Origin of the sequence: Pseudomonas sp. 91RF (genome assembly GCF_003576265.1) — a bacterium.
Taxonomy (GTDB): Bacteria; Pseudomonadota; Gammaproteobacteria; order Pseudomonadales; family Pseudomonadaceae; genus Aquipseudomonas; species Aquipseudomonas kribbensis.
The window spans coordinates 18062-44572 of record NZ_QWFC01000029.1; the positions used below are offsets into that span (position 1 = coordinate 18062).

Annotated in this window: 21 protein-coding genes and 1 pseudogene; 6 read left to right on the forward strand and 16 right to left on the reverse strand. The window is 53.1% G+C overall.

Annotated features, from left to right (window positions below):
• Positions 1-91: 91 nt before the first annotated feature.
• The 15 genes from DXT77_RS14655 to DXT77_RS14725 all read right to left on the reverse strand — a co-directional run bounded on the left by DXT77_RS14655 (position 92) and on the right by DXT77_RS14725 (position 12872).
• Positions 92-634 carry a PilL N-terminal domain-containing protein gene (locus DXT77_RS14655; protein ID WP_256662947.1) on the reverse strand — a complete coding sequence of 181 codons (543 nt, stop codon included), beginning with the start codon at positions 632-634 and terminating at the stop codon, positions 92-94.
• Between the two features lie 140 nt (positions 635-774).
• Positions 775-1077 (reverse strand): hypothetical protein, encoded by a 303-nt coding sequence (locus DXT77_RS14660; protein WP_119428388.1) that lies wholly within the window; start codon positions 1075-1077, stop codon positions 775-777.
• A gap of 129 nt (positions 1078-1206) precedes the next feature.
• The gene (locus DXT77_RS14665; protein WP_119428126.1) at positions 1207-1692 is read right to left on the reverse strand and encodes an STY4534 family ICE replication protein; all 486 of its coding nucleotides are present in this window, start codon (positions 1690-1692) and stop codon (positions 1207-1209) included.
• Positions 1693-1796: 104 nt separating this feature from the next.
• Positions 1797-2195, reverse strand: coding sequence for a hypothetical protein (locus tag DXT77_RS14670; RefSeq protein WP_119428127.1), 399 nt, complete (start codon positions 2193-2195; stop codon positions 1797-1799).
• 250 nt (positions 2196-2445) lie between these two features.
• Entirely contained in the window at positions 2446-3639 is a 1194-nt protein-coding gene (locus tag DXT77_RS29990; RefSeq protein ID WP_119428128.1) for a DNA cytosine methyltransferase, read from the reverse strand.
• A 463-nt stretch (positions 3640-4102) separates the two neighbouring features.
• Positions 4103-6115 (reverse strand): DNA topoisomerase III, encoded by a 2013-nt coding sequence (locus DXT77_RS14680; protein ID WP_119428129.1) that lies wholly within the window; start codon positions 6113-6115, stop codon positions 4103-4105.
• 282 nt (positions 6116-6397) lie between these two features.
• Entirely contained in the window at positions 6398-6796 is a 399-nt protein-coding gene (locus DXT77_RS14685) for a single-stranded DNA-binding protein (protein ID WP_119428130.1), read from the reverse strand.
• Complete coding sequence (locus tag DXT77_RS14690) at positions 6796-7308, reverse strand: DUF3158 family protein (RefSeq protein WP_119428131.1); 513 nt, start codon at positions 7306-7308, stop codon at positions 6796-6798. The genes DXT77_RS14685 and DXT77_RS14690 overlap by 1 nt, the downstream gene beginning before the upstream one ends.
• Positions 7308-8102 carry a PFL_4669 family integrating conjugative element protein gene (locus DXT77_RS14695; protein ID WP_119428132.1) on the reverse strand — a complete coding sequence of 265 codons (795 nt, stop codon included), beginning with the start codon at positions 8100-8102 and terminating at the stop codon, positions 7308-7310. The genes DXT77_RS14690 and DXT77_RS14695 overlap by 1 nt, the downstream gene beginning before the upstream one ends.
• Before the next feature lie 135 nt (positions 8103-8237).
• Complete coding sequence (locus tag DXT77_RS14700; RefSeq protein ID WP_119428133.1) at positions 8238-8798, reverse strand: DUF2857 domain-containing protein; 561 nt, start codon at positions 8796-8798, stop codon at positions 8238-8240.
• Positions 8795-10360, reverse strand: a complete 1566-nt coding sequence (locus DXT77_RS14705; protein ID WP_119428134.1) for a ParB family protein — start codon at positions 10358-10360, stop codon at positions 8795-8797. Before DXT77_RS14705 ends, DXT77_RS14700 begins: the two co-directional genes overlap by 4 nt.
• Positions 10361-10368: 8 nt before the next feature.
• Entirely contained in the window at positions 10369-10587 is a 219-nt protein-coding gene (locus tag DXT77_RS14710; protein WP_119428135.1) for an AlpA family transcriptional regulator, read from the reverse strand.
• A 106-nt stretch (positions 10588-10693) separates the two neighbouring features.
• On the reverse strand, positions 10694-11389 hold the full coding sequence (locus DXT77_RS14715) for a hypothetical protein (protein ID WP_119428136.1): 696 nt from the start codon (positions 11387-11389) through the stop codon (positions 10694-10696).
• Between the two features lie 229 nt (positions 11390-11618).
• A complete protein-coding gene (locus DXT77_RS14720; protein ID WP_119428137.1) occupies positions 11619-12530 on the reverse strand; it encodes a LysR family transcriptional regulator in 912 nt (303 codons plus the stop codon).
• Between the two features lie 87 nt (positions 12531-12617).
• Entirely contained in the window at positions 12618-12872 is a 255-nt protein-coding gene (locus DXT77_RS14725) for a hypothetical protein (protein WP_119428138.1), read from the reverse strand.
• Between the two features lie 291 nt (positions 12873-13163).
• On the opposite strand from DXT77_RS14725, the gene DXT77_RS14730 reads away from it, so the two are divergent.
• Together DXT77_RS14730 and DXT77_RS14735 are read left to right on the forward strand one after the other, a co-directional pair.
• Positions 13164-13973, forward strand: a complete 810-nt coding sequence (locus DXT77_RS14730; RefSeq protein ID WP_119428139.1) for an XRE family transcriptional regulator — start codon at positions 13164-13166, stop codon at positions 13971-13973.
• Positions 13974-14261: 288 nt separating this feature from the next.
• On the forward strand, positions 14262-15662 hold the full coding sequence (locus DXT77_RS14735; protein ID WP_119428140.1) for a hypothetical protein: 1401 nt from the start codon (positions 14262-14264) through the stop codon (positions 15660-15662).
• A 208-nt stretch (positions 15663-15870) separates the two neighbouring features.
• Here DXT77_RS14735 and DXT77_RS14740 read toward each other — a convergent pair.
• Positions 15871-16097 (reverse strand): annotated as a pseudogene (locus tag DXT77_RS14740) (transposase); the annotation flags it as partial.
• A gap of 189 nt (positions 16098-16286) precedes the next feature.
• Here DXT77_RS14740 and DXT77_RS14745 point away from each other — a divergent pair.
• The 4 genes from DXT77_RS14745 (at position 16287) to DXT77_RS14760 (ending at position 26511) form a co-directional block, all read left to right on the forward strand.
• Positions 16287-17543: an HAD hydrolase-like protein gene (locus DXT77_RS14745; RefSeq protein WP_119428141.1), complete on the forward strand. Its 1257-nt coding sequence runs from the start codon at positions 16287-16289 to the stop codon at positions 17541-17543.
• A complete protein-coding gene (locus tag DXT77_RS14750) occupies positions 17540-18793 on the forward strand; it encodes a DNA-processing protein DprA (protein WP_119428142.1) in 1254 nt (417 codons plus the stop codon). Before DXT77_RS14745 ends, DXT77_RS14750 begins: the two co-directional genes overlap by 4 nt.
• A 60-nt stretch (positions 18794-18853) precedes the next feature.
• Positions 18854-19822: a DUF4365 domain-containing protein gene (locus DXT77_RS14755; RefSeq protein WP_119428143.1), complete on the forward strand. Its 969-nt coding sequence runs from the start codon at positions 18854-18856 to the stop codon at positions 19820-19822.
• A 314-nt stretch (positions 19823-20136) separates the two neighbouring features.
• Positions 20137-26511 (forward strand): hypothetical protein, encoded by a 6375-nt coding sequence (locus DXT77_RS14760; protein ID WP_147407002.1) that lies wholly within the window; start codon positions 20137-20139, stop codon positions 26509-26511.

The window sequence follows — 26511 nt, forward strand, 5'->3', positions numbered from 1 at the left end:
ACAAGCGAGCAAAGCGTTAAGCAGAAGAGCGTCGGAGGCGCCCAGCGTGTCAGGCGGCTACGCAGGTTTTGTCGGGATGGAAGGGCATAAATCATTTGATTGCCTCCAAGGGGATGGTGTTGTGTGTGGGGATGTTGGTACGTGTAGCGGGGATGAAGCAGACCTGCCTCAATTGAGCATCTGTCTGTAGTAACCAGGCTTGGCCAGCGAGCAACTGCAATGCTTCACGCAGGACAATTGGGCCAAGTTTCAAATGAGCGGCAGGCAGGGGAAGTGCGAACAAGGCGGCGTTTTCTGACGTGCGCTCACAGAGGCGGAAACCTGAGCGCATCAACACGTACCGCAACGCATCTCCGACCGTAATAGCCCAAGCGGCGGGAAGATTGATGTCGATGATTTGCAGGAGAAGATCCTGCTTGGCGGGCTCCGGTTTAAGCTCGACCAGGGTGTACCGGCCGAATCGCTGAACTGGAATGTAGCGCTCCGAGCTCTGTTCAGATGAAAGGGGTGTTGGGGGGATCGCGGGAGGACTCTCGTTGATTTGACACCCGCCAAGGGACACCGTCAGCAAGAGGAGAGGAATTGAACACCTGTGTATCGATGGCATAGCCGAATCCCTGAATGTGATGTTCACAAGATCTCAGGCAGGCAACGCACCAACAGTTATCAATGGGTTATTGGGTATGACCCGATTGGTTGGGTGAAAGAAAAACGGCCTCCAAGGAGGCCGTCATGACGAGTGTTTGAAGTTCTACTGCAACCTGACCACAGGCCTCAGTATTCTTCAGGAAGAAGAATGGTGGTCACGCTACGATCGGCTTCCGTGATGATCCAGATTTTCTGCTCGGCGTTGATGTTGTAAACGGACATTAGTCGATCACCGTTTATCAAAGCATCCTCATTCAGCTTGCAATCTTCCAGACAGAGATCACCCCAATCGCCTTGCATGTGCCGACCAAAGTAATGGAAGGGATCTAATTGTTCCGCTCGCATCAGTGCATCAGCGCCGCAGGTAATAACAAGCGCGCCAAGCTCCGACATAGGTTTTGCTGATTCATCAAATTTGATCACAATCATGGACTGCTGCCTTTTCAAAACTTGGGCCATGACATCCCCCTTGGGCGTTATGGCCCATGAGGGAAGAAAGTTAATCGTCAGTCAGAGACGACGTTGAGGAATAACCAAGATCCATTTCAGGATCTGAGATCACACATAGGGGGCACCAGGGCCGATTGACTCGGAAACGGGTCTGCGCGCTTGAGTTGTATCAATGACATTGCCGCTCACTGGATCAACCGGTTCACGCTTGTAAACCAGAACACCGTCGACTTTGATCCAGTACAAGAGAAGCAGTCGGGCTTTGAAGATCACCCCCAATTGCCCGGCGTTTTTGCCCTTTGAGTAGGTGAACGTATCCACCCAAGGATCGCCGAGGCGAAAGCCGACCAGGACCTTCTTCTGTTTCTGCAAAGGTTTGATACACCCAAGCACCAGTTGTTTTGCCTCTTCACCAAGGACGCGAAGATCGAAACGGCGGTACTCGGGACTGCTGGTGGGGCCGTTCAACGCAGCAATGTCGCACGCGAGAAACGTTTGCCCTTTTTTAACTCTCACTTCGCGTATGCGATTGAGATAACCAATACCCGTGATATGGAGATCAAAGTAGGTCTCCTCGGAAAATGCATTACTCAAGTGATGCCTCCAGATTCAAAATGATGAAGGCTTCGATCCCGATGGGGGACGACAGCCCCCAGTGGGTAAGTGGGTCAAATGACCCGGCAAAAGGATGTTTCGAACTACCAGGCGTGGTTGTTCATGATCAGTCCGGCGATGACATCGCATTGTTCAAAGGTCAAAATCCCAAGATCGGATAACCCTCTGACCCCTGACTGTTTGAGCAGGTCGCCTCCTTCGTCAGCGTTGAAGAAACTGACCAATGCAGCGAGAAAAACCCGCTCTTGGTTGGTTAAAACCTCGAAGTTCTTTTTGATCGCTCGCAAGTTGGGGCGCAAATGCCACCTGCAATCGGATCTTTTGAATCCTTCTTGACTGCCATCGCCGAAGTAACGAAGGCCAGCAATTTGAACGCCCTTTTTCCAGGCAAAGAAGAAAGCGACCGAGGGGCTGCAGACTGCAGGTTTGCTCAAGGGCTTTTGCAGCGTTTGCGAGGAGAGTTGTGACAGAGATGTTTTCATGGGTTAACTCCTGAAGATCAAATGAAGCGCGGCCCGAATGGACTTGCGCGACAAGAAGCGGGCATCAACGCCAATCAAGGCGTACATCCGCAGAAATGATGCTGAGCGGACTGGGTATGGTCAGCGTGAAGCTTTCACGTCGCAGCCTTGAAGACCCTGGCTGCCTGGGCAGGCACTGATCAGCGACCAGTGATGCGAGCCCCAAGCATGGCGTCCGTGCATCCCTGCGTCAGCGATCAATACCTTCAGGTCACCCACCGGATTTTGAGAGCTCCGCCAAGAGCCGTTTTCCAATCCACACGAGACAAGGCACGGCCATGGTGTTGCCAATGGCGGTGTAACGAGGACCGTCTGCTGCCATCAACATCCAGCCCGAGTCTTTCGGCTCCCAGAGATCCTCTGGGCGGCTTCGGCTTATCCGCCTCTGGGTGTAATGGCGTCGAGGTATACGGGTGTACCCACTGGGCAGCCCCTGAAGGCGCTCGCACTCTTGTGGCAACAAACGTCTTGCTCGGTGACGGATTCTTTTGAGGATCGGCGCGCTGCCGGAGTCCTCGGCAAGTGGAATATCGGAAGTCTCGTCACTCGAGCAGACGACGATGGCGACATCGTGATTGCAGGTCAGAGTAGGGCAGCACTCCAGGTTGGCTTCAGCACCACCTTGGCCGCTCGACATCCCGTATGAGTTGGTGAACGCACGGATGTCTAGTCCGTCTCCGTTTGCGTCAGTGCCTGCTCCAGAAGGGGCGGGAGAATCCGTTTGCGGCGTGCGGTGCGGCGCAATATCCCGGCGCGGGCTTTCGGACTCAAAAAGTACCGCGGCGGGATCGAAGTCCTCTCGAGCACTTGCGACAAGAAACACACGACGGCGTCGTTGGGCCACGCCGAAATATTGGGCATCCAGGATGCGCCACGCGACTGTTCTTTGGGGACCAAACACAATACCTGCGTGCGACCATGTCGCCCTTGGCGGATGAAGTTCACATTCCTCACCAGCCAATGCTCCAAGAAGGCAGCCGAAGGCATTTCGTTTGTCACTGAGCACACCAGGGACGTTTTCCCAGACAACGATTGACTTAGGTTCTCGGCGGCGGCTTCGGACTTCATCGATGGCATTGGCAAGCTCCACGAACTTCAGACTCAATGCGCCTCTGGGCGCTGAAAGACCTGCACGAAACCCTGCCACGCTAAAGTCCTGACAGGGAGTACCGCCGATGAGTATGGGTGGGGCCGGTATGGTTTCCTCGAGCACCTTGTCGCTGAGTAACGTCATGTCACCCAGATTAGGGACGTCCGGGTAATGGTGTGCCAAGACAGCGCTGGGGAACGCATCGATTTCGGAGAACCATGCAGGCTTCAATCCGAGCGGCTGCCAGGCGACGCTTACCGCTTCAATGCCGCTGCACACACTGGCGTACTGGGGGTGGTTCGGGTGGTGTTCCATGGTTAGTCCTTCGCTGTTGCGCGCCGCATGATTTCGGCTTTCACAGAGCCGTTACGACGCAGTGGGAGAGAGGGGAAAAGGGGGCCGAAATGACCTTCGGCTCGGAACGAAGAAGCCACCCATGAACTGCATCGGCGCATAGCCGTCGTAATTTCCATGCGCTGCAACAGGTGTCATGCCCGACTCTTCTAGTGGCTTGAGTCGGTAGCGTGAGGCACACATCCGTGTACAAAAGGAACCCGTTATTTGACCGGTGGGCGCCGGCACTGAGTACGTCTACCCTGAAGGGTTTCCTCGTGGCCCTCTGAACAGGGGCATGAGGAGACCCTTCAGTTCAGCTTCAACCTGATTCGATAGTCTGCTGATACAGCTGGGACAGTTCTGCCTTTCGCGCTTTCACTCCATCAGTCGGAGTTGCGTGCACGCCATTTCAGAAAGGGAGCGCGTGCTCGGGCAAGATCGCTCAGTCACCTTTAGGTGGTGAGCGACGACGCGTTCTGCGGTGAGTGGTGGTCAGTGTTCTCTTGGCAATCGGTAGAACACCGTGGCAATCCGGGTAACGACTGCAGGACCAGAAGGTGCCGTGCTTGCCGTTTCGCTGCCGCATACTTGCCCCACACAGTGGACAATTCGGGCCGCCCGGCGTGTGGAGCGACAGGGTCGCTGTTCGATAATGCTCAACCAGTTGCGTCACCCAAACGGTTTGCTTGGCAACGAAACACTCCAACGTCATTTCTCCGGCTTCAATTTTGTCAAACGCCTGTTCCCATATGGCGGTGGTGGCCGGATCCGCAATCGCCGCCGGTATGGCATCGATGACGGTGTACGCGGCATCTGATGCGTGTATCGAACGCCCCTTGGTGTAGAGATAACCACGGTTAAGAAGACTGCTGATGACGTTAGCCCGTGTTGCCTCTGTGCCTATTCCTGCTGTGTCCTTCAGTGTTTGCTTCAACCGAGGTTCCATTACGAGCTTGGCTACATTTTTCATGGCCTTGATCAGCTCACCCTGGGTATAGGCACTCGGGGCCTGTGTCTTGAGTGCATGAAGCTGGATGCACTGGAACGAGCATCGATCATCGACACTCAGCGCCGGCAACACCTGTCCACATTCTGCCGCGTCGTTGTCATCGTCAATCGGCCCCTGCGCTGCATCGCGCCACCCTTTGTCCACGACACGCTTGTCGTAGGCTTGCAAGTGATAGCCTTCGCAAATCAGTTGTACGCAGGTTCGGTCATACTCGTAGTGAGGCAGGAACTGGACGAGGAAGTGAGCACTGACCAGACGGTAAACCAAACGCTCTTGCTCGTTCAGATGCTCAAAACGAACAGGTTCAAGTGTTGGAATGATTCCGTGGTGCGAACCTGTTTTTCCGTCATCCCACGCGCGCGAACGCAGTTGGATGTCCGCAGACTGCACCAGTGCCTGAAGGCCCGGGTCGCTGATGGCCATCGCCCTCAACACACCCTCCGCATCAGCCAACATGCTTTCAGGCAGATAGCCTGAGTCAGTTCTCGGGTAAGTGATCGCTTTGTGGGTCTCGTAAAGCGATTGAGCGATATCAAGGGTTTCCTGCACTCCAAAGCCAAACCGGCGCGAACAAACTTGCTGCAAGGTGCTGAGATCGAATGGCAGTGGAGGGTCCGCTCGAACCCGTTGCGTCTCCACGGCCATAACGGTGGCATGTTGAGCCTGCTTCAGCTCCTGAAAGGCAGCCTGTGCAACAGCTTGCCGAATACAGCGACCTGAGCGGTCGACCGCACTGTCAGGGGCCATCCACTGTGTCAAGAAGACTTTCCCCGCGGAGCACAACTGAATCTCAATGCTCCAAAAAGGCCTGGGTACAAAGCGTTCAATTTCCCGATCGCGATCAACCACCAGTCGTAGTGTCGGAGTCTGTACACGGCCTACAGAGAGCACACTCTCAAGGCCACTGCGTCGACCTAGTAGCGTGAACAAACGGGTCATATTCATACCGACCAGCCAATCGGCGCGCGCACGGGCTAATGCAGAGTGGTAGAGCGGCAGGGTGTCGCCGGCGGGCCGCAAACAAGCGAGCGCCTTGTGTATGGAAGCCTCATTGAGCGCCGACAGCCACAAACGAAAAACCGTGCCCTTGTATCGGCACAGTTCAAGCAGCTCCCGGGCAATCATTTCCCCTTCGCGATCGGCGTCTGTTGCAATGACAAGCTCACGTGACTGAGACAGCATCCGTCTGACAATCTTGTACTGGGCTGCCGTGTCTTTCTTCACTTCGACACGCCAGGTATCAGGAATAATCGGCAAGTCATCTAGCGACCAGCGCTTAAAGCGCTCGTCATACGCTTCAGGCGGCACCGCTTCGACCAGGTGGCCGATGCACCAGGTCACTGCGACGTCTTTACCTTTGTAGCATCCGTTGCCGCGTTGAATGGCGCCCACAACCCGAGCAATGTCTTTGCCCTGAGAGGGTTTCTCACACAGAAAAAGTCGCATGTCATGACCTGAGAGTTCGCTAAATGACGTACGAAGTTCACTCCTTGCTGTGATTGGCAGCGAGGGTAAAAATGAACTTCACCGCGCCTCATTCATGCCAGGTAGTTACGGTCATCCCTGAGGCAGGAAATTCATTCAAGAGATCTTGCATCAGAAGCTTCGTCATGTGCCGCGCGCTGGACGAACATGGACGTCAGTGGACTGAGGCTGTGCGGGAGGAGGGCGAGGAGGAAATGGAGCGACGGCTCGTCGGGCCAGCCGCTCACAAGAGCAAGCATTGGATCAATGCGAAGGTTCGCCACCTTCAGCGGCTGACGTTTTGATTCCCAGCGTCACGGTCTCCAGTCGATAGGGCAGTATCCCCACCCGCCGGGCCTCGATCTTGAACGTCACCCGGGTATTCTCGTCGGAATCTTCCCATTCTTCTTTGACCGTGCGGCCTTCGACCAGCACACGCATCCCTTTCTGATAAAGACTGCTCCAACGCTCCGCATCGCGATGCCAGATTTCGACCGGCGCCCAGAAACCGCCACGGTCTTCAAACTTGTCCTTGTTCGGTACGGGATTATCGAAGTAGACGTTCAGACGAAGCAGGCGCCGTGGTTCGTCGTTGCGGTTGTTGAACTCCCGGAACTCCGGAGCAGACCCAATGTTGCCTTCACCAAAAAAATGGGTACTCATCAGCTATTCTCCGACGTGATTGCGCGATCTCTGACGCAGCGTTGATAGATCACTTGAGCCTCTGCCATCTTGTCAGCGCAGTCCTGCGCCTGGCGTGCCAGCGTATGAGTCAGACTGATTTGCATGTTGAGCAGGATCCGTTGCTGCTCCATCGCATGCAGGTCGTCGATCAACAGGTTCGGTGTTTCCTTGTTCTCGATGCACCGTCTCCACAGTTCAACGCCCATGGTCGTCCGTTCAGGGTTGCGCCATCGCAGGTAAGTCATGCCTGCGCCGGTCATGTGAGGCGTGAGCTGGGCCTGCAGCAGGTTGAACGGATAGTGGCGCGCTTGTACCAGCACTTTCTCCATCGCAAGCCTGATCAACCCGTCGCGAAGACCTACACATCGCATGGCCCATTGCTCCAGATCCCCCTTACCTTTAAACGGCTCGAAAAGGCCTTTTAGGTAAGCTGCGTGTTCCAAATGCTCAAAATCACTTTGTTGCAATGGGTGGAAGTAGTGAAGTCCCATCAACGCGGCTCCTTTGGCAGAGCCACAACCTGGCCGTCGTCTTCTATGACGCAGGTTTGATCAAGACGGCTGCCTGACTCATCAACACCGATCTCACGCGTTACTCGATGCTCCACATCAGAAGCAGGGGGCTGCATAAGAAGCGGAGCGAACCGTGAACGAGCCGAACCGTCGAGCACCTCTTGAGGAACATCACCAAACCGTTCCCTGGCCTTGAGTGCTGCTGAGTTATTGGATACGTAATCGCAACGCTTCACGCCCGAGGCTTTGAATGGCTGGGCCAGACTGAACAAGCTGCGTAGTGCATGGGCGCCTTCGTTAAGCAGGTGTTCAAGAGTGCGACGATCAATCAGTGCAGTGTGATGGGCCAGAATCAGGCGTCGCGCCAAATCATCAAAGTCAGCCAGCAAGTACACTGCCATGAAACCAAGCTGTGCGTTGACGAACAACGGAAGTCGAACAGGCTGCACATTGAGGTTTTCTCCCATGCTCAAGGCTTCAGGAACTTCGGAGAGTTCAAGATCGATCTGTTCGCGCAGAGCCTTGATACACGCCTTGGTGGCATTCAGCTTGTCTTCGATTCGAAGCATCCACATATCCGCATAGGGATCATCCAGTTCGGCAGCGCGCTTCATTTTGTTCATGATCGCAATGAAGCCATTGAGACCGATGATTGTTGCCCGACCTTGCGAGGCGTCGCGGCCATGCCAGATTCGAGATGCGTGATGGGTATGCAGGGTCAATTGCATGCTGCTGCGCAACGCACCCAGGTTCAATTGCAGATCGTTGGCCATAGAAAGAGCACCCACGGAATGATGGAGGGGTGCCCAGCTTTAGGGTGCCGGGCGGCACTGTCTGTGAACAATGTGCAGGCCGCTCAAGCCTGATTCTCCTATCCCCAGGGGATAGGTATCAGAGATAAGCCGGCGTCAGACCAGCCCCTGAGCGATCCAATCCTGCACCGTTGACCAGATCACCGAGGCTGGCAACGACAGCTCCTGGGCCAAATCAAGCGCAAGATCCAGCATGGCGGCATCGTCTTGCAGATCAATATGACGCGCTTTTAACTGGGGGTGCCATTGCTGCCAAAGCAGTGTGTCCTGTTCCTCGCTGAGCACCGGGTGCCGGCCCTTGCGTTTAGGCAGCCCAAGAACGTCTCGTCGAAGAGCCACCTCCTGATGGGTCAGTCCATAGAACCTGCTCACCATCTCTGTGCTGGCGCCCAGACGCAGCATGCGATCGACGATGGCGATCTCCTGTTCTACACCCTCTACCTGAGTCAGAATCCGCTGCAGTACTTTTCGATTGATTTGAACCGTGCACCACGGCACTCGCGCGTTCAGAAGAACACTGAGCAACGCCGGCTCCTTGAGCGCAGCCAAGTCTTCATCAGCGAATCCCATCGTTTTGCAACGACGTAGCTGGCCGTTACGCAGATCGTGAAGGGCTTGAGCGATGACAGCCTGATTGATGGGGTGAGGTGAGGTCACACGTCCTCCTTTGAATTCATCGTGGCCATAGAGCCGTCCTCAGACTTATGATCAATAAGGCGGCGAGCCAGTCGAATCAGACGAAACAGCTTAACCAGGCTCGCATCACTCAATCGCTCTGAATGAGAGGTGGGTTGTGAGGTGCCCACCAACAGTGGACCGATGTTCACAGGCGCCGATGACGAAGCCGTTCCTGTCGTCAATGTTTCCAGCAAATCGACCATGCCTGAGGACGGTACGTGATCGGGTGCAGCATCAAGGCAACAGCGAAATCCGATGCCCTCGTCGACTTCAGTGATGAGGTCGACTTTCGCCACATCCTGGCAAATCTCGCGAGCAAATTGACTGATATGAGCCCTCAGTCGATTTGGCTCATCCAGGTCTGGTTCGATGTCCCAAATGTCCAGGATCGGGAACAAACTGCCTTGGCTAAAGGGAAGGGCGCCGGTAACCGGTGAGGACTCTCCCGCGACACTTTGTTCGACAGGCTCCCGGTCTACGTCAGCGTGCTTACCACTGCATGGAGCGTTGGGATCAGGCAAATCGACGGGCATGGTCTTGCCAGTACTCACTTCGGGAGCGGAAAGCGCCGCATGAACCTGGCCGGAATCATGCGAGCTGGTCGCCGGGTGTTGTGGTGTTGGTTGAACCGTGGGCGCAGCCATCAACGCCTGTTCACGTCTTGCGCTGGACTCTGAGTCGAGCACCAACGTGTCGTAGTCCATGCCGAGAAGCTCAGCCATCTGGCCGACGACCTCATCTTCTACACGGGCGATGTTGAATTCGCAGGGTCTTGCGTCACACATCAGCAAGGCATCATGAAAAAGTGACGAGAAATCGACCTCAAGATTTTTCCCTTTGACGTGCTCCTCCCAAATTCTGGAGTAAGAGCGACGCATAACAGCCAGGCGCTCAACCTGATGACGACCAAGCCCGCCATACAGCACGTTGGGTATCGCAGGTAGCAGAAATTCAACAGCATCACGCATGCGGCTGATGTGAGACTGCTGCACTGGAAAGCCGTCCGCTGTAAGTCGCCTTGACAGCTCAGACTGAGAGAGACGCGTGCTGCTCTCCAGTTCGTAAAGCTCTTTTGCCCGCTCCACACCCAGCGCACGTTCAATGAAGGTCAGCCCGCCACGCAGTTCGTTTTCAGCCAGGTGCCCGGTTAACGCCAAAATCTCACCGCGTTTTGACCAGGGTCGAAACAGGCACGACAAGTAAAAATATCGCTCGTTTCTGGTTTCGGACCAGAGCTCGCCCAGGATCGATAGTCGGGTATTGCCGCCGTTTCGAATGCGAAAGCACGGCTCACCTGGGCGTCTGGTAATGGGAGGAGGGGCATCGAGCCCTCGCTCCCGTATGGAGGCTTTGATCTCATCGTATTTGGGATTGCGTGTGACCCTGGGATTGAGGTCATAGGGTTTCAATTGATCGAGCGTTACGATCATGGGGGTGTCGACCTCAGGGTCGACCGTGATGTGAGGTTGTCTGGTATCAACAACCTCTGACACGCTTGCTGGTGGCTCATGGGACAAAGGCGAATGCGGTGAGACGCTCATGACGTTCCTCAGCCGCGCTCTTTAAGGCGATCGGCAATCCATTGATCGACCTCCATCGCATCCCAACCGACCGCTCGAGCACCCAGCCGCAAGGACCTCGGAAATCTCCCCTGGTTCATGAGGACATAGATAAAGGCACGTTTCAGGCCTGTTTTTTGTTCAACTTCCCGGCGCCGCAGAATGCGGCGTTCTGGGAGGGCGCAAAGCTGTTCGACTTGTGATTCCATCACTGAATACCCTTACGTTCTAAAGCAATTGAAGGTGTGCGCATTCAACGCACAGAAAGCAGGCAAGTCACTGCAGATGCAGTCGCGCTATCTGCAAATGCTTTCTTCATGAATGAGCGCTCAATTGACGCCTGGCCTCTGCGAATTTGGCCCACAACGTGCGCTCCGTGATACCTGGCCGGCCACTGTGGTGCGCGATCAACGCGCTGATGACTGACTCGAGCGTATTGAAGGCCGAATATCGAACACCGCCGGGCGAATGCCCCAGCAACAGCGTCAACAAGGCTCCGATGATGTTCAGGTAGGTGGTTTCAGCTCTGCTGTTCAATCGAAGCTGGGATTCTTCCTGGCTGGACCTCTGACGAGTCATAGATCGCGCCGTGAGTGAGTGAATTTGCTGCAGGAGTGCTTGAGCGGCTGCCTGATCGATGGCCTGCATCGGCAGACGTTCTGACTCGTCGAACAGGAACGCCGGTTTATGAGCCGGGTAAGCCACTGCTATCCAGCGCTTCACGTCCACATGTCGAACGGTCAGTTCAGGAGACGTCAGTAAGGCAGGATCGTTTTGAGTGATGCCGGCTTTGCCGTAAGGCAACTCCCCATGCCGCATGGCATCGAGAAGCCGTTCAAGATTCAAGTTCAGTAGCGACCAATCGCCAGAGACGCCGGCCATGAGGACAGTGCCTTGCGACACTTGCCCGAGAATCTCAGGCTCGTGCTCAAGCAAATCGCTCCAGCGAATCGCCACTTCTATCGGGTTGTAGAAGACCTTGGTTGCATTGAGGTGGGTAAATTGGTTCATGAGTCGTTCCATGGCTTGCGATACCTGTCCATGGAACTCTCGGCCGGGATTTGGTGAAAGACTTAATAGGTCTTCAGTCTTGCTCACTTTGATGGTGGACAGATCAAGACCTGCTGGGTCAGAGGGCATGCGCCAGCACATTGGGGAGCACGAGTGCCTGGTAGCTTTGGGTAGTCGTCAGCTTGACCCTTTTTCAGTCTTGCCTGAGACCTAATCAGTCACGTTGAACCTAGCGGCTCGACGGCTCGATACCCAACTCGAAATCAGATTCGGTCACCCTGGCGATAAAACGGCGCAGGTGCTCGTTGGGGCTATGGTTGGCGTAGAGCAAATAACTCGTGAGCAAAGGAGGCTCTCCTGCCAAGGGGCGGGTGACGATTTCGGAGCTCTGGCAGAGAGCCATTTGTGCCTTGCACGCCAGCCCCAGACCGTAACCGGCAGCTATCAACGAGAGCATGACTTCGTGGCTGGACACCCGTTCAGCCACGGTGACAGGTGCATGCACTTGTTGAAGCAAATGTTCGATTTGCTCTGACAATCCCGTGTGTGTCTTGGGGTCAAACAGCACAAGGGGATAGCGCATGGCTTCTTTCAGTGGGATCTGTTTGCGCGCCAGTAATGGATGACGCGCAGGCATAGCGACAGTCAGAGGCGTCTGCCATACAGCCGTTGCGGCCAAGCCTTCGCCGACCTCTTTCGAACGTGCAAACCCCACGTCGAATGAGTCCTCTCGAAGGCCTCTGAGTTGCTGAGAGAGTGATACCTCATAAAGACGAATTTCCATCTCTGGCTCTTCCTCTCGGCAGCGAGCGAGGAGGGCGGACAATCGCTGGGGCAATACTCCGTCAGAGATCGCAATGCGCAACGTTCTGCGATAGCCGGCCACCGCGGCTTGTACGTTCCTGCGTGCCTGTTCCACGGCGAGGAAAATCCGCCGAACATCGGTGGCGAGCACTTCACCTGGCCATGTGAGTCTAGTACCACGTGGTCCGCGATCAAACAGCTGAGTGCCGAACTCGGATTCCAGCTCCTTGATGGTTCTTGAAAGCGGCGATTGCTCGATATGCAACCGTTCAGCTGCACGTGCGAAATGAAGCTCCTCTGCAACAGCCAGAAAGCCGCGTAGATGTCGAAGTTCCAAAATGGCTCCTTAGCCATCGCTCAACTGCAGAAGCAAATTGAGCGGGCGTGTTTGATGACATGTGTCGCTACGAGGTTGTGCGGGAGTTCACGATCGCGATCGAAGCTGCTCGAGCAGATCCAGTCCGTCCTGCAGAGGAAGGTAGGCTGAGAGAATCAAACGATAAAAGTCATCACCGTGCGCATGCTGCAACGGCAACGACGTCAAGGTCTCGAGCAGGCCGGTGCCGGCGCGAATCCTGAGAAGCGCATTTTCGAGAAGCTGTGAGGCATCTGCAGCACTGTCTATCCAGAGAACAGACGCGAGAGTGGCGTTGGCTTTGAGTGGGCGATAACGATCCATGTTTTAACAACTCCTGGGTGTAGGACTATGCGCTCTCACGGCCTGGCCGCTCAAGTGAGAGACGGGTGTGAGATGAGGGGGTGAGGGTGATTCGGCCTTGAGCTCTGTAGGATTTTTCAATTCAAGTAGTGGGAGAATTCGCTTGGCGATGAGCGGCCGATAAACCCGCTGATTCGTAAGTAATATTTGGTCATTGTCCGATGGGGTGCAATTGCGCAAGTTGTTCGAAACGGACGCTATTTGCTGCTACTTTTGCGCCACTCAGCGGTATCGCGATTTAGTAATGAACCAATGCGTCAGTATTTCCCTTCAAATTTGAAACACCTTTGCAGTCACTACCGGTCGATTTCAGACGTGTGCAACAGGCTGAAAATTCATCGTGGACAGTTCAACAGATACTTGGCCGGGACCAGTTTCCCAACGTCCTTTAACCAGAAACGTATCTGCGATTTTTTTGGTGTGGAAGCGCACGAAATCGCGTTACCTACAGATCAGTTCCTTCAATTAATCAGCAGTCGAACCCCTAGGCCAACCTTGGCCATGATCACGGCACCCCAGAGGGCCGTTGAGCATTTGCGCCAATGCTCATCATCCCGGCTTCAGGACTTGGTCGGTCACTACCATGAATACGCCTACTCGATTTCACATCAAGGACGCATCTTGTGTTCGTTGGTGAGCGTCAAAGAGCTCGATGGGCATATTGTCTATGAGCGGGTAGAACCGTCAGCAAGCCGCAGCAATGGGTCCGATAGAACCAGTTGCTACCGCTATGAAGGCGTTGCCTACTACCTCGGGGATCGGCTGTTTCTGATCGACTACGAATCGCTGGCCACGAGTGAAATCAACCAGACCATTTTGATTCCCAGCTTCAAAACCAGAAATGCGAGGCTCAATGGACTAAAAATGGGTGTCACAGCTTGCGACCATCGAGTGCCGGTCTGCTCCCGGGTGGTGTGGAGCTCACTGGGCACCAAGGCATGTGGTCCGGAGGCATTTCGAAAGGTTCGAGAGTACCGCGATGATGACCAAGAGCTCGATTCTGATTTGAAAGCACGACTGGCGAAGGCGCAGATCATTGATGGACTATTTCGTATAATTTAAATTCACAAAACTCAACAAATGCCCCATAAACAGCAAGCACAAATAACATGCATTAAAATAGCTATTTAAAAATCATTAACAATAGCACGCTTTGTGAGCGAGCAATCATCGCGTTACCTTGCATTGATTATCCACACCATAAATTGGCAAAAGACTTGGGTTTTGGTTGGCTATTAACGTTTCCTTTCTGATTTTAAGCTACACTTCAACTGCTTCATCTCAAATGCTTTTGCTATATTTACAAAGCAACGGATGGCTTTATCTTATTCTTAACTCAGGGAGAACGAGATGAGAAAGATATTCGACCTGGTAGTTGGGAGCCTTAGCTCGGTGGCGCGAGACATACTCAGTGATTGGAGAAAGGCATTTATCACCTTAATTGCAGGAGCTGGCATAGCCTTTGGAAATGAGCTATTAACGACTGCAAAAAGCTGGATGTATATTCACATTTATGGCTTTACAGATATCGAAACCTCCATGAAGTACGCAAGACTAACACCCAACGGCTCTAGAGCTCTGTCGGCTATTGGATACTACGATGTGGAGTCGCGAAAGCAATACATTGCTGCCGCATTTGACTTGAGCCCCATGAATGTAACGGTAAAGGCATTTGAAATTATTGCTCATGTACCATACCCAATCGGGATGCCTATTGATGCTAGTTGGAGTATCGACAAAGGCCAGACGGTTAATCTTATTAAAGATCAAGAGAAAAACCTCCACTTTTTTGGCTTCGTAGATTTGATTGACAACAATCATAAAAACAAGCTAATGCTCTACGGAGTCAAGCAGCAATTTTTTAGTGAGGGGTGGAGCACCGAGGTTTCTCTTGCTCCACTTGACTCGAACATTAAGTATACAGTGCGTGACGATCCAAGTAATGGGATGCCGGGAATGCAACCGTTATTCTCCAAAAATATACCTTATGATAGCGTGAAAAACTGGCTGGCGCTGAAGTCTTTTGAAGTGATAATGCATGGCGATAACTGGGACACAATTCCCCTTAGTAAATTTAAGGATGGACTATTTAGTGGCGAATCGGAGATCGAATGGTTCCCCGGTACATACATAAAGAAATGGTATGAAGCAAATGGCGTTGATAAATTTGATGGGGATGTGCAAATGATATCTGTCCCTGCCAAGTATTATAGGGCCGAAGACACCAATAGCATAGCGTGTAGTATTAGTGTTGGCGATGACGAGTGGCTTGTGTTGTTTAAGGGTCCAATCATGAAATACTCACCTAAAAACCACACATACAATGTTGCGTACATGCAAGACTCTCGAAACTATAGAGAAGCTGGCGGAATTATAAATGGCAAAGATTATCTGTGGTTCGGAGTAAGCAGCAACAAAGAATCAAATATATATTACTTGGCGATGAGAAAGCTAGATGGAAAACTTATTGGATTCAAGGTTAACACTCTGGAGTCTACAGTACTTCCTGACGAGACTGACCCAGACGACATGGAGCCCCCTTTAATTGAGGAAAGCGAGGGTATGGAACTGCCAACCTTACAGCAAAATGATACTCATGGAGATTTTCATTATAGTAACAGTGCAGTATATTCGGAAGGAAACAAAATTCAGTTCGATGCATCCTCATTGAAAAGCCATGGAGTCACCTTTGAAAATGAGTTTTCTGGCGCAACGAACTGCTCTCCTGATCAGCAAAAATCGAAAGAGTGAATTTGAGAATTTAGAATCGATTTTATACTTAACGATATAATCAAAATCATCGATAATCTCTACCGATCATCGGCAAGCCTTATATACTGGTTTTTTATTAAATTGATAGCACTATATATTGAGATAAGTTTCATTTGAAAGTATACATAAGCTATCTTGGCCAGGAACGAAGCTTAAATTGAGAAAGCATCGACTGACCTGCTCATGTTCTTCCGGCATCAAGAGCGCAGTAGCTTTTTTTAAATAGATTTCTCCCACTCAAGACGAGCAATCCAGGCTACCAACTCCTGGATCTTCTGCTGCTCAGGCGTCAGCGCTTTACTCTACGGAGTAACACCGCTGTGCTCCTGCTGAAGTTGGTTCATCCAGCGACACAGACTCGACCGCTCCGAGTGATCGGCAGGTCTCGATATGGCTGTAGCCTTAATCGCGCACGAGAGCTGCAGCCTTGCGTTTGAATACAGCAGAAAATGAACGATGTTACCTGCTCATCAGACACCTATTTCTGGCGAGCATTCTCGCCCAAATGGTGTCCGGTTTCATTAGACCATTACAGATTGACGTTGCTGATGCTTTTTATCCGTGATAGTTGTCTAAAAATCGCAACGTATCAAGGATGACTGTATGGCGGTTCAGCTTTTAATTTTCGATTTGGATGACACTCTCATCCGTACTGGCGACCTAGAGCAAAGGTTCCGTGGTCAGCAATTTTTGGGCAGGCAGTCACAGCAATATGTGGATAGCCTTCGCACCTCCTTCAATCAGGATCCTGGTCGAATTGTTTACTCTGCCTTCACCATCGCATCCTTGCGAGCCAGATTTTCCGAAGCCCGAATTGGTGTTTTTACGAGATCGCCCAAGCACTACGCCGAAACCCTCCTTAACCTCGCCTATCCTGGCTTGGCTTGGGACTTTCTCATCGCGTTCGAGGACACTCCCCAACCCAAACCCAGCGGGGAGGGGATTCGGAGACTGATGGAGAGATTTGCCATTCCTGATCCTCAAGGGGTTTGGATGGTGGGGGACTCTCCCGTGGATATTCGAGCTGCCTACGATGCAGGCTGCCAGGTCATTCTTGACACAACTACGTGGCCAAGAATTCCAGCCCCTCGTCGCCGAGATGACTGGAAGGCCTTAGAGAGAATGCCTGATGCAATTATTGATGCTCCTGAAGATTTAGTTACCACTCTAAGCTCCCACGTGTCGTATCTACCTGTGGCAGAGAGGCTGCAGCAGACAGCGTGCGCCCCAATTCCGAACCGATATCCTTTTGCGCGCCTAGAGAAGTTCGGAGCTTTCGATCACGAGGGAACCAAGCACGAGATCCATTATTTAGGACGACATTTTTCCACGCAGGCGCAGCATCGTGCGAGTTGGCATCAGGTCACTAACGATATACACGCCATGAAAAATGCGTTAATTGTTCCCGATTATTGGGTGGTGGCCATAGGCGCTTTTCTCCAAAATTTGGTGCGGCGAAACCCGCATCTCATTATTGGAAACTCTCTGGTAGTCACCGTTGTTCCAGCAAAACCGGGCAGAACCAGGCGTTTGGAAGCAATGCTGGCCCAGCTCTCAACTGTTCATGCTCAGAGAGCACTGGTTAACGCCAAGGTGTCGTTCACCCCCGACCTCATGCGATATCGAGATGGAGTACTCTCCCACCATGGAGAGGGACTCACCAAGCTGCAGAGAATTGAGAACGTTATGAATCACTTAGAGGTCATCGCAGGATCTGGCTACGAAAATAAGCACGTGGTAGTCATCGATGACGTGGCCACCACGGGGGCTTCACTCGTTTATGCTAGAAAATATTTAATGGCAGCAGGGGCCAGGCAGGTTACCTGCCTTTCGCTGACAAAGGCCATCAATACCCAATGATCACGATCTCGCCCTTAACCAAGAAAATTCTCGCCTTATCCATGCTGCAAGGAGTAGGCCCTGCGACTCTTCGACGGATTGTATCGGAAAGCTTGGAGTCTGCCCCAGTCTTTGAGCTATCGCAGAGAGTACCTGCAATAGCCAAGGCTATTGCTGCCCCTAGCGCATGGGAGCTGGCTCAAGAGCTTGCGGAGACGCAATGCGATTCTGCTGAGAAGGCAGGTGCCTACATAATCAGTGCTCTGGATGAAGGTTATCCGGCTTTACTCTCCGCAACCAAAGACGATCCATTTATCCTCTTCGTTAAGGGCACCCTATCTCAAACCCCTGAAAAATCCGTGGCAATCATAGGCACTCGACAACCTACGAAGCATGGCGAAATGATCACTCGTCGAATGACTGATTTTTTTTGCGGCCAACGTTGGAGTGTAGTGAGTGGGCTGGCTCTAGGATGTGACGGTATTGCTCATCGAGCGGCAATTGAGTCTGGCGGACACACAGTCGCAGTGCTAGCTCACGGGTTGCAAACCATTGCTCCGACGCAACATAGAAAATTGGCTGAGGACATACTGAACAGTGGAGGCGCTTTAATCTCAGAGTACCGTTTTGGGCAGGGAGCATTACCTACTCAGTTCGTAAAGCGTGATCGTACACAAGCCGGCTTATGCCAAGGGGTTGTGATGATCCAATCCGACCTCAAAGGTGGCAGCCTTCACGCCTCCAGAGCTGCACTGGACTACGAGCGGTGGTTGGCTGTGCCGTACCCTACCATAGCAGACGAGCAGGCTAACGAACCGAAGATCCAGGCGAATCTGATGATTGCGAATTCAGGCGCAGATATGGACCGTGCCAATTTGCTCAAATGTCACATCAGCAGACTTTCAAAGGTAATAGTGGTGCGGGCAAAGGAAGACTATCCCCAACTCGTCTGCTCGCCAGTAGCTGTCCTTGATACCTCGGAATTGAGAACGAAACTTGAAGGAGAGGAGAGCAGAAGGCAAACATCTTTGCTGACTCAGGCAGAAGACCTACCCGAAAGTAGCCCTGATGCACTTCATGCCCATATTGCGTCGGCGGAAGACATTCTTCGCGATCAGTCCGACTCTCAAAGTAAAGGCAGTCGGAAAAATTCTGAGCCTTTGAATGCCGAACAGAGAGATGAAACGCCCGAGGCCTCCCGCGACCTTCGCAAGATCGATGTTAGCCCTGATTATAAAGCAGACCTGACCGTCCAGCACAAGTTACTGTAGCAGTGGTTCAATATCAGAGTTGGCCTGATCTGCCCACTAAACAAACTCCAAGGGGAAAATATGAGCGATTCCTGGTTACCTGATCGGCACTCGTCCCACATCGTCGACACACAAGCAAAAAACATCTTAAGAATTACTCTTCCTCAGGAATGGTTACTGAGGGAGCTATCGGAGAATGACTACGGCATTGACTTTCAACTAGAGTTCGTAAGCTCTGAAAATAAAATTATTGGACAGATTGCGGCCATTCAGCTTAAAGGCACCGCAAGTTCCAAGCTCAATGGTGACGACGGAAGACACAATATAGCTGTCCGTACGAAGACGTTGCAGATGTGGATTGGTTATGAGGTTCCCGTTTTCTTAATATTGGTGGATGTTAGCGCTAGACTGGCTTACGTAAAATCCATTGAGCACGAAACGCGAAAAACTCCTTTTATATATAAGCGCACCGATATCGAGAAAGTGGCCTTCACCTATTCAAGCTACGATCAGTTGGAGCCTAGTGATCTTCCCCGCCAGTATGCATACGCAAAACGGCTACGCCTGTTAGATCGTGAACTGCCCTCGCTTCCATCCCTTCACAAAGATTTTCATCGTCTATTTGACGAACGATATGGGCGTGATGGGCATATGCCGGTAGACGGAGATGGCCCATATGATCCGAGTCGAACCCATGGAGAGCATAAATACGAACGCCAAATTCGTAGCCTCTACGACCGTATCCATAGATTATCGAACCTGCTTGCTGCAGAATGGGATGTGCCCACTATCGACGAGATAGTCAATAATAGTGCTTGGTACAGCAAATGGGGCAGCGAAATGTATGAGGCACAATTCAGTGTTGCAATGAGGCACCTCGACGCCAAGCTCCAGCAAGTCTATGTCAAGCTTCGAGAGCTCATAGCCTGCTACCGAGAACACTGGATGCATCTTGCCCCTGAATTAGTCTCTTTTGCTGACTCCGCGTTGCCTGCGCTCACGGAGCTAACTTGGCAGGAGAGAAAGGCAGTCTTTAAAGACCTGCTTTAATATACCAATCATCCCCAATGAGTTTTAGCCAACTATAAAAAATTACGAACTAGAGGAAGGCGGCTGTGTTCCCTTTTCAAGCTTCCGCGCCAGTAAATGATACGCACGCGCGCAGCTGAGAGACTACGGCATCAGCTTTCGAACAAATGCGTTAGAGTATTTTGCTGTGCTGGGGGGCTGCAAGAGGGCCACATTGCTGTGGGTCATTGACGCTTGCTCAATCGTGTGAAGAAAATGCTTATCAACAAATACCCATCTGCGACCACACCGGTTGTGGGTGTTGGGCGATCAACTGATAGATGCAAGGAACGCAAGTGAGTGATTTCAGAGGAGCTCGAGGTTCCAACACAGGCGACGACTTCCACGAGTTATGGGCCGCCAGGCATGCTATTCGCCTTCTAGACGATCGTGACCCACTTCATGCATTGACTGTAGAAGGGATCGCTCCAAGTGACGAACCTGGGTCATCCCCTTCTACGTGGGACGGCGTGGATTGCGCTTTGTACGAGGGTGGCGGCGACGCAAAGGAAGCTGATCGTATATTGCTGGAGCAACTGAAGTATTCCGCTGCGAATCCCCGCAGCTCGTGGACCGTCGCACGTATGGTGAGCGGCGATAAGCGGGAGGACAGCGTCCTGAATCGCTTGGCAAAAGCCTGGGCTGGGATACAAGCTCTGAAGCCAAAAGGAACAGTTGAAGTATCACTGGTAACCAACCAGCCGATCGCGGTTGAGTTAAAAAATGTTACCGCAAAGCTCACAACAGGTAGCGTATCCGCTCCACGAAAACGACCTGGAAAGGATGAGCCGGACGAGCGAAAAATGGCGTTCGCCGCCGGACTGTCTAAATCTGTGCTACCCGAATTTGCAAAAGCTCTTCGATACAACGGTGGGGCAGGATCGCGCTTCGCGATTGAGAAAAGGTTGCTCGCTGATATGTCCGGATGGACCGATCTCGAGTTACAGGCGCCGGTCTCTAAACTTCGCCAGTTCATTCGTCAGCGAATGCGTCCAGAATTCGCGGGCGAGTTGATAACGAAGGAGTCAGTTTTACTCGAACTCGGCGTCTCTACGATGGGCGCATTGTTCCCTTGCCCACCTGTCCTTGAACGGATTGATGCACCGGTGCCGCGGAGCAGCGTCGCTGAAATTGCGAGCGAGATCGCTGCCGGCAAACAGAGAGTCTGTCTACATGGTGCCGGAGGGGTCGGCAAGACGACTGCGCTCCAGCAAATTGAGGCGTTGCTCCCGCCTCATTCGATCATGGTGACCTACGATTGTTATGGAGCTGGCACCTATCTAGATAGCGCTACTTTGCGTCATCGAAATGTGGACGCGTTTTTACAGCTGTCCAATGATCTTGCTACGAGGCTACGGCTGCCAATTTTGCTTAGTCGTCATCAGCTATCAGACCCTCCGCGTCTGTTCTCGAATCGCCTGGGCCACGCAGCCCAAGCACACGCGTCTGAATATCCGGATGCGCTGATCGTCATTGCCGTTGACGCAGCCGACAATGCCGTTACGGCTGCGACAACACGCAAACCGCCTGAGGCTTGCTTTGTACACGACTTCTTGCAGCTGGGCGACTTGCCGCCCAATGTCCGGTTTGTCGTTACAGCAAGAACAGGTCGTCTCGCTGAACTCGCCCTACCTTCTAGTTATAGACTTGCAGAGATCGAGCCATTTACCCGTGAAGAAACTGAAGTCAATGTACGGCGGAAGTGGGCTGCAACAGATGATTGGATCGATGCGTTTCATAGGCTGACCATGGGGGTACCCCGAGTCCAAGCTTATGCTATGGACCTTGGAGATGAGCCTCCCGATAAAGCGATTGACCGCCTTTTGCCCGCAGGCCGGTCTCTCGACCAAGTGTTTCGTGAACAGTTTGAGCGAGCCTTTGGGAAAAGCGGAATCGGAACAGACCTTCCAAGGTTTTGTGCGGGGCTCATTGCTCTCGCGCGGCCGGTACCAATAGAAGATCTCAGTGCGATCATTGGTATACAGGTGCCAGCGCTTATTGACATCTGCACGGACATGGCACCAGCGATTCGGCTCACTGAAAACACTGTCACCTTTGCGGACGAAGACTTCGAGCACTTCGTCCGCGAAGCGGGGGAGTCAATGCTGAACGAAGTAACCCGGAGCGCTGCTGATTGGCTGATGAGCCGCTGCGAAAGCGACTCCTACGCTGCGCAGCACGTCGCAGCCCTACTCGCTGCGTCTGACTTGGGCAATAAGCTGCTTGATCTCGTTGAACGCGAGCCTTCGCCGACAGCAATTGATGATCCGGTGAAGCGGCGAGAAGCGGAACTTACGCGCTTACGGTTAGCTATTTCCTTCTGTCGGAAGGCGGGAGATAGTGAGCGCGCGCTTCGTTTCGTGCTCATCGGAGGCGAAGGGCTCAAGACTGAGCGCGCGCTACGGGAACTTCTGTCTGATAATCCAGATCTTGCGGTGCGGTTCGCTGCTGACACTGCAGGGAGGCTCGTCCTTACCGATCCAAAACAAATCGGATACCACGGCGCTTTCCTGCTTCACAAACAAGTGGCTGACTCGCTCAACGGTGATCGAATTTCGTTGCATGAGGGGCAGCGCTTAATCGAAGCGTGGATGGCTGCACGTAAAGCCCTCATTCAAAATGGCCAGCATTGCGATTGGCGGCTTAAAGATGTGGACGTTGCGGCTAGCGTCGAAACTGCGCTTCGCATTAATGGGCCAGAATCTGCTTTGCAGTCGCTTTGGAAGTGGAAGCCGAAGCGGGTTCGGCTACTGGTGGCGCGCTGCCTGATTCCGCGGCTGATTGCGCAAGATGGCTCGGGGCTGCTTCAGGGAATACTTGACACACGCCATCTCACCCCCTGGGAAGAGCTTTTTGTACTCGTGCCCTTGGCGGTGTCCGGTGCTCCCCTTGATACCACAAGGCTCGCGGGCAGCTTGAGAGCTTTTTGCAAGCGATGGATGTCATCTCCCAAACGTCAGAGTGCACGCAGCCTGCTAGAAGGTTTGTGGTCATGGATGATGGATGTTGCCATGACATCTTGTGAGCTTCTTGCCGCAGACCTGCTATCTGCGACTGCCGTGGATGGTTTCTTGGATGTTGTGCTTTTGCCTGAAAACCGGAGAATCAACAAGGTTCATACCAGCAACACACATCATATGGATCTGCTCTTTCGAGCGCACGCACTCCGAGCCGCCCGGACCGGTGGGAAGTTAAAACCTGACGACCTCTACGTATCCAGACCCGAACCCGCGGAGAAAAAGGAACGCAGCCGCGACACCTATCAACAAGAAGAGGCGGATCGTAAGCTAAACGAGCTGACCAATTCGCTGTATCCCATCTATGCAGCGGTTGCAATAGCGATGTCCGGGAAGAAAGACGACACAGTCGCCGATGTTCTGGAACAAGCGACAAGGCGCAAAGAGAGCGACACATGGCGTCTCGCACGCGATCACAGCGCCAGCGCGCTTGCCATGGCAGCCGCTCGTGGCGTGCTATTGCTCGTAGGTCGTAAATTAGACGCAGAGTTCGTTCTACGTATCGCTAAGCGAATTCACGGTAGGTGGGGAACCTCCGATTTGCAGCCGGATCTAGAGTTTGCCGAGCGTATGATGTTGCGCCCAGAGCTGCAGACTGCACTTGTCGATGATATTGACGCAGCGGCTACTGCTATGCGCACCAAACGCATTGGCGCCCGAGACAAATCCCAAGCACTTCTAACCTACTCACGCCTGCTCCTTCCGTTCAGTCCCGACGATGCTAATGCTGTTTTTCATGATGCAATTGAGGCGGCCGGCCAACTCGATCGGGAAATCGTGGCGCAATTACGCGTACTTGGCCAGCTTTTCAAGCGAGGCGCTGGTGGCGTCGAAGACAGGAGAGTAGTTGCCCGTAATCTTTGTGAGGTACTGGTTGATGCTGCCGTCCGTCTCGACGGCGATGAGAACCTGCCCTGGAAAGAGGTCATGGAAACTGTTGCGGCTTTAGACCCTCCTCTCGCGCTCGCAAACACGGCGAAGTGGCAAGATGCCAATCTCGTCGACTTCTCACAAACACTGGCGCCGGTCCTCCACTCTGGACTCACCCAAGGGACACTAGACCCAGCTGCGGCAATGGCATTGGAGTTGATGCTGCACGGCAATCATGCAATCGCTGATGCAGCATTGGATCACGTCGCCAACTGCGTTAACTCAGGATTTTATCTTGAGGAAGCGGCGTGGAACGCATTAGTCCGCCACAACGAACGTGATAACAGCAAGCTGCTCAATAGTCGTGGGATGGCGAAGTGGTCGGGGCAATGGAGCAGGGCACTCCGTGAGCGACAGGCATTTCTTGAAAGTCTGGAGGAGACAGGCTCTTCTCTACCCGTTATCACGAAAGTAGCGACAACAGAGCCTGAAGTTCGCTCCACAACGACTTGGACCCGGGAGAACCTGCTCCACGGCGAGGACTTTGCCAATGCTTTGAAAACTGCGCTTCAGACTGCACGTACTGCAGATAGATATGTTTCGCTATCGGATCTGATTGCAACTGCTGCGGAACGCGTTGAGATACGTGACCGCTTGGCTTTTCTCAAGGTCTTACGAGACCTAAAGGTTCGAGATGGTGCGAGCGTGGTCGAATCGATGCTGCTGATGCTCGATCGATGGAATACACCAGCCATTCGAAAATGGGCTGCATCGGAATTGCCTGAAGTTATCGTTGAGCGCCTTCCTGATTTTGCCAGATACATCGGACACAGTGAAACGTCGCTTCCTAAAGCATTGAAATGGACTGGTTTGCCCCCCGATGGAGCAGCAGCTTTGCTTTTGCGTGGTGTGGAGCAGCATGGGCAAATGTTCGACGGAGAGCAAGTCTTTGCTCTGGCGGGGCTAATTGCAGAACATCTGGATCCGTATTCATCGTCAGTCATTGGCGTATGGTACGCAAACCGTCTTGCCGAACGCGTCTCGCCCGAAGATCGAGACCAAACCTGGCAACCACAGGATGTGCCTGTAAACACTCCAGCATCGGTGGCGCGTTTCCTCTATGCATGCTTGGGTGACTATGACGTGCGAGTGCGATGGCGCGCAGCTCATGGGATACGCCGCTTGGCCAGACTTGGTGCTGTCGAAGAGTTGAAAGCGCTAATCAACGAATACGGCCGTCGGGATGAATCAACCTTTCGGTCATCTCGTCTCGACTTCTTTTGGATCGCTGCACGGCTGTGGTTTGTGATTGCCTGGGATCGCATTGCAGCTGAGCGGCCAGAAATAGGTGCTCAGGTGGGAGCACTACTGCTCGACATCGCCTTGGACCAGACATTTCCACATCTGCTTCTTGTCTCATTTGCGCGCGATGCTTGCCTCAAACTGGTAGACGCGGGCGCCCTTGTGTTTGATCCGTCCCAAATAGAACAATTGAATGCCACCGGGCGATCAGCGTTGAGACCTCTAACAGGGTCGAGCCGCAGGCCGCCTCGGGTCCGTAACCGCTCCGGGGAACCCGAACGTCGCTTTCAGTTCGACCCTATGGATACGGTGCCTTATTGGTACGATCCAATGCTTGATAGCTTTGCCAATGTTTCCCAAGATCTGCTGCTGACAACGGCAGAGACTTGGATTATTGATCGCTGGGGTTACCCTGGCGAAATTCGATCGTACGATGCAGAACGTCAGCAGGGACGTATCTCATCTCATGACTGGGCTCTCACGCGCAATAATCATGGTACCAGTCCGACACTCGAGCGCCTGCACACCCATCTCGAATGGCATGCGCTATGGTGTTCCGTCGGCGAACTGCTAAGAACCGAGCCGCTCGCTAAGAAAGAGCACTCGGACTGGAGTTCGCTACCTCGTCGCGTCGCACATCAAATGCTAACCCAACCGCCGTGCTGGTCGGCAGACCTCTTGGGGCCTGTTCCACTGCGGTCTGACTTCTGGCGGAAATCCAATGAACCGCTAGCTGTTTGGGTGGAGCAGGTCTCAGAGCTCAGGATGCGGAAAGAGTTGATACCGACCGATTGCCCTGGCCACATCCTTGTCGGCGGTGAATGGCGGCTTGTTAATGCCGATCGCGTTGAGACGCTTTCTATTTCAAGCGCTCTGGTAGAGAGGGAACTTGCCGGATCTTTGGTACGCGCCTTACAAACGATGGAAAGCACGTGGGATTATACAATCCCGACCGAGAGTGATGACGCTTACGACAGCGATGACGGCGATTATCAAATGATTCCTTGGTTAAGCCGACCGTATTCAGATGGTGGAATTGATAGTCAAGATCCTTTGCGAGGCAACGCAAAACTCGTGGACTGGATGCCAGCGAGCTGGATAATCGGTGAATACGGACTGCAATGCGATCCGGATGTCGGGAATGCCTGGTCGTTACCCGGTCAGGCAGCAATGTTTCGCTACGAAGTTTGGGGTGACCGTGAATCGGACGAAGATCACTATCAATCGTACCCTTCGAGCTCGGGATGCAGATTGCTGACCGAGCGCAATCAGTTAAGAGCGCTCCTACAGAATGAGGGGCTTGAGCTTGTCATCGTGATGGAGGTCAGACGTGAAGGACGCAGCAGTCGACGAGACTATGACTCGGAAGAGCAGAAACCCGAGGCCACGTACGCTCGGGTCTACAGACTTAACGAAGAATGGCAGCTCTATACCGCCGAAGGGTGTATTGGATCTTGGGAGAGCGATTGTCCATCAGCTTGA

Excerpts from the sequence above, each read along its gene's own strand:
- DXT77_RS14660 (WP_119428388.1), bottom strand. The coding sequence starts at position 1,077 with ATGATTGTGATCAAATTTGATGAATCAGCAAAACCTATGTCGGAGCTT.
- DXT77_RS14670 (WP_119428127.1), bottom strand. The coding sequence starts at position 2,195 with ATGAAAACATCTCTGTCACAACTCTCCTCGCAAACGCTGCAAAAGCCC.
- DXT77_RS29990 (WP_119428128.1), bottom strand. The coding sequence starts at position 3,639 with ATGGAACACCACCCGAACCACCCCCAGTACGCCAGTGTGTGCAGCGGC.
- DXT77_RS14680 (WP_119428129.1), bottom strand. The coding sequence starts at position 6,115 with ATGCGACTTTTTCTGTGTGAGAAACCCTCTCAGGGCAAAGACATTGCT.
- DXT77_RS14685 (WP_119428130.1), bottom strand. The coding sequence starts at position 6,796 with ATGAGTACCCATTTTTTTGGTGAAGGCAACATTGGGTCTGCTCCGGAG.
- DXT77_RS14690 (WP_119428131.1), bottom strand. The coding sequence starts at position 7,308 with ATGGGACTTCACTACTTCCACCCATTGCAACAAAGTGATTTTGAGCAT.
- DXT77_RS14695 (WP_119428132.1), bottom strand. The coding sequence starts at position 8,102 with ATGGCCAACGATCTGCAATTGAACCTGGGTGCGTTGCGCAGCAGCATG.
- DXT77_RS14705 (WP_119428134.1), bottom strand. The coding sequence starts at position 10,360 with ATGAGCGTCTCACCGCATTCGCCTTTGTCCCATGAGCCACCAGCAAGC.
- DXT77_RS14710 (WP_119428135.1), bottom strand. The coding sequence starts at position 10,587 with ATGGAATCACAAGTCGAACAGCTTTGCGCCCTCCCAGAACGCCGCATT.
- DXT77_RS14715 (WP_119428136.1), bottom strand. The coding sequence starts at position 11,389 with ATGAACCAATTTACCCACCTCAATGCAACCAAGGTCTTCTACAACCCG.
- DXT77_RS14725 (WP_119428138.1), bottom strand. The coding sequence starts at position 12,872 with ATGGATCGTTATCGCCCACTCAAAGCCAACGCCACTCTCGCGTCTGTT.
- DXT77_RS14730 (WP_119428139.1), top strand. The coding sequence starts at position 13,164 with ATGCGTCAGTATTTCCCTTCAAATTTGAAACACCTTTGCAGTCACTAC.
- DXT77_RS14735 (WP_119428140.1), top strand. The coding sequence starts at position 14,262 with ATGAGAAAGATATTCGACCTGGTAGTTGGGAGCCTTAGCTCGGTGGCG.
- DXT77_RS14745 (WP_119428141.1), top strand. The coding sequence starts at position 16,287 with ATGGCGGTTCAGCTTTTAATTTTCGATTTGGATGACACTCTCATCCGT.
- DXT77_RS14750 (WP_119428142.1), top strand. The coding sequence starts at position 17,540 with ATGATCACGATCTCGCCCTTAACCAAGAAAATTCTCGCCTTATCCATG.
- DXT77_RS14755 (WP_119428143.1), top strand. The coding sequence starts at position 18,854 with ATGAGCGATTCCTGGTTACCTGATCGGCACTCGTCCCACATCGTCGAC.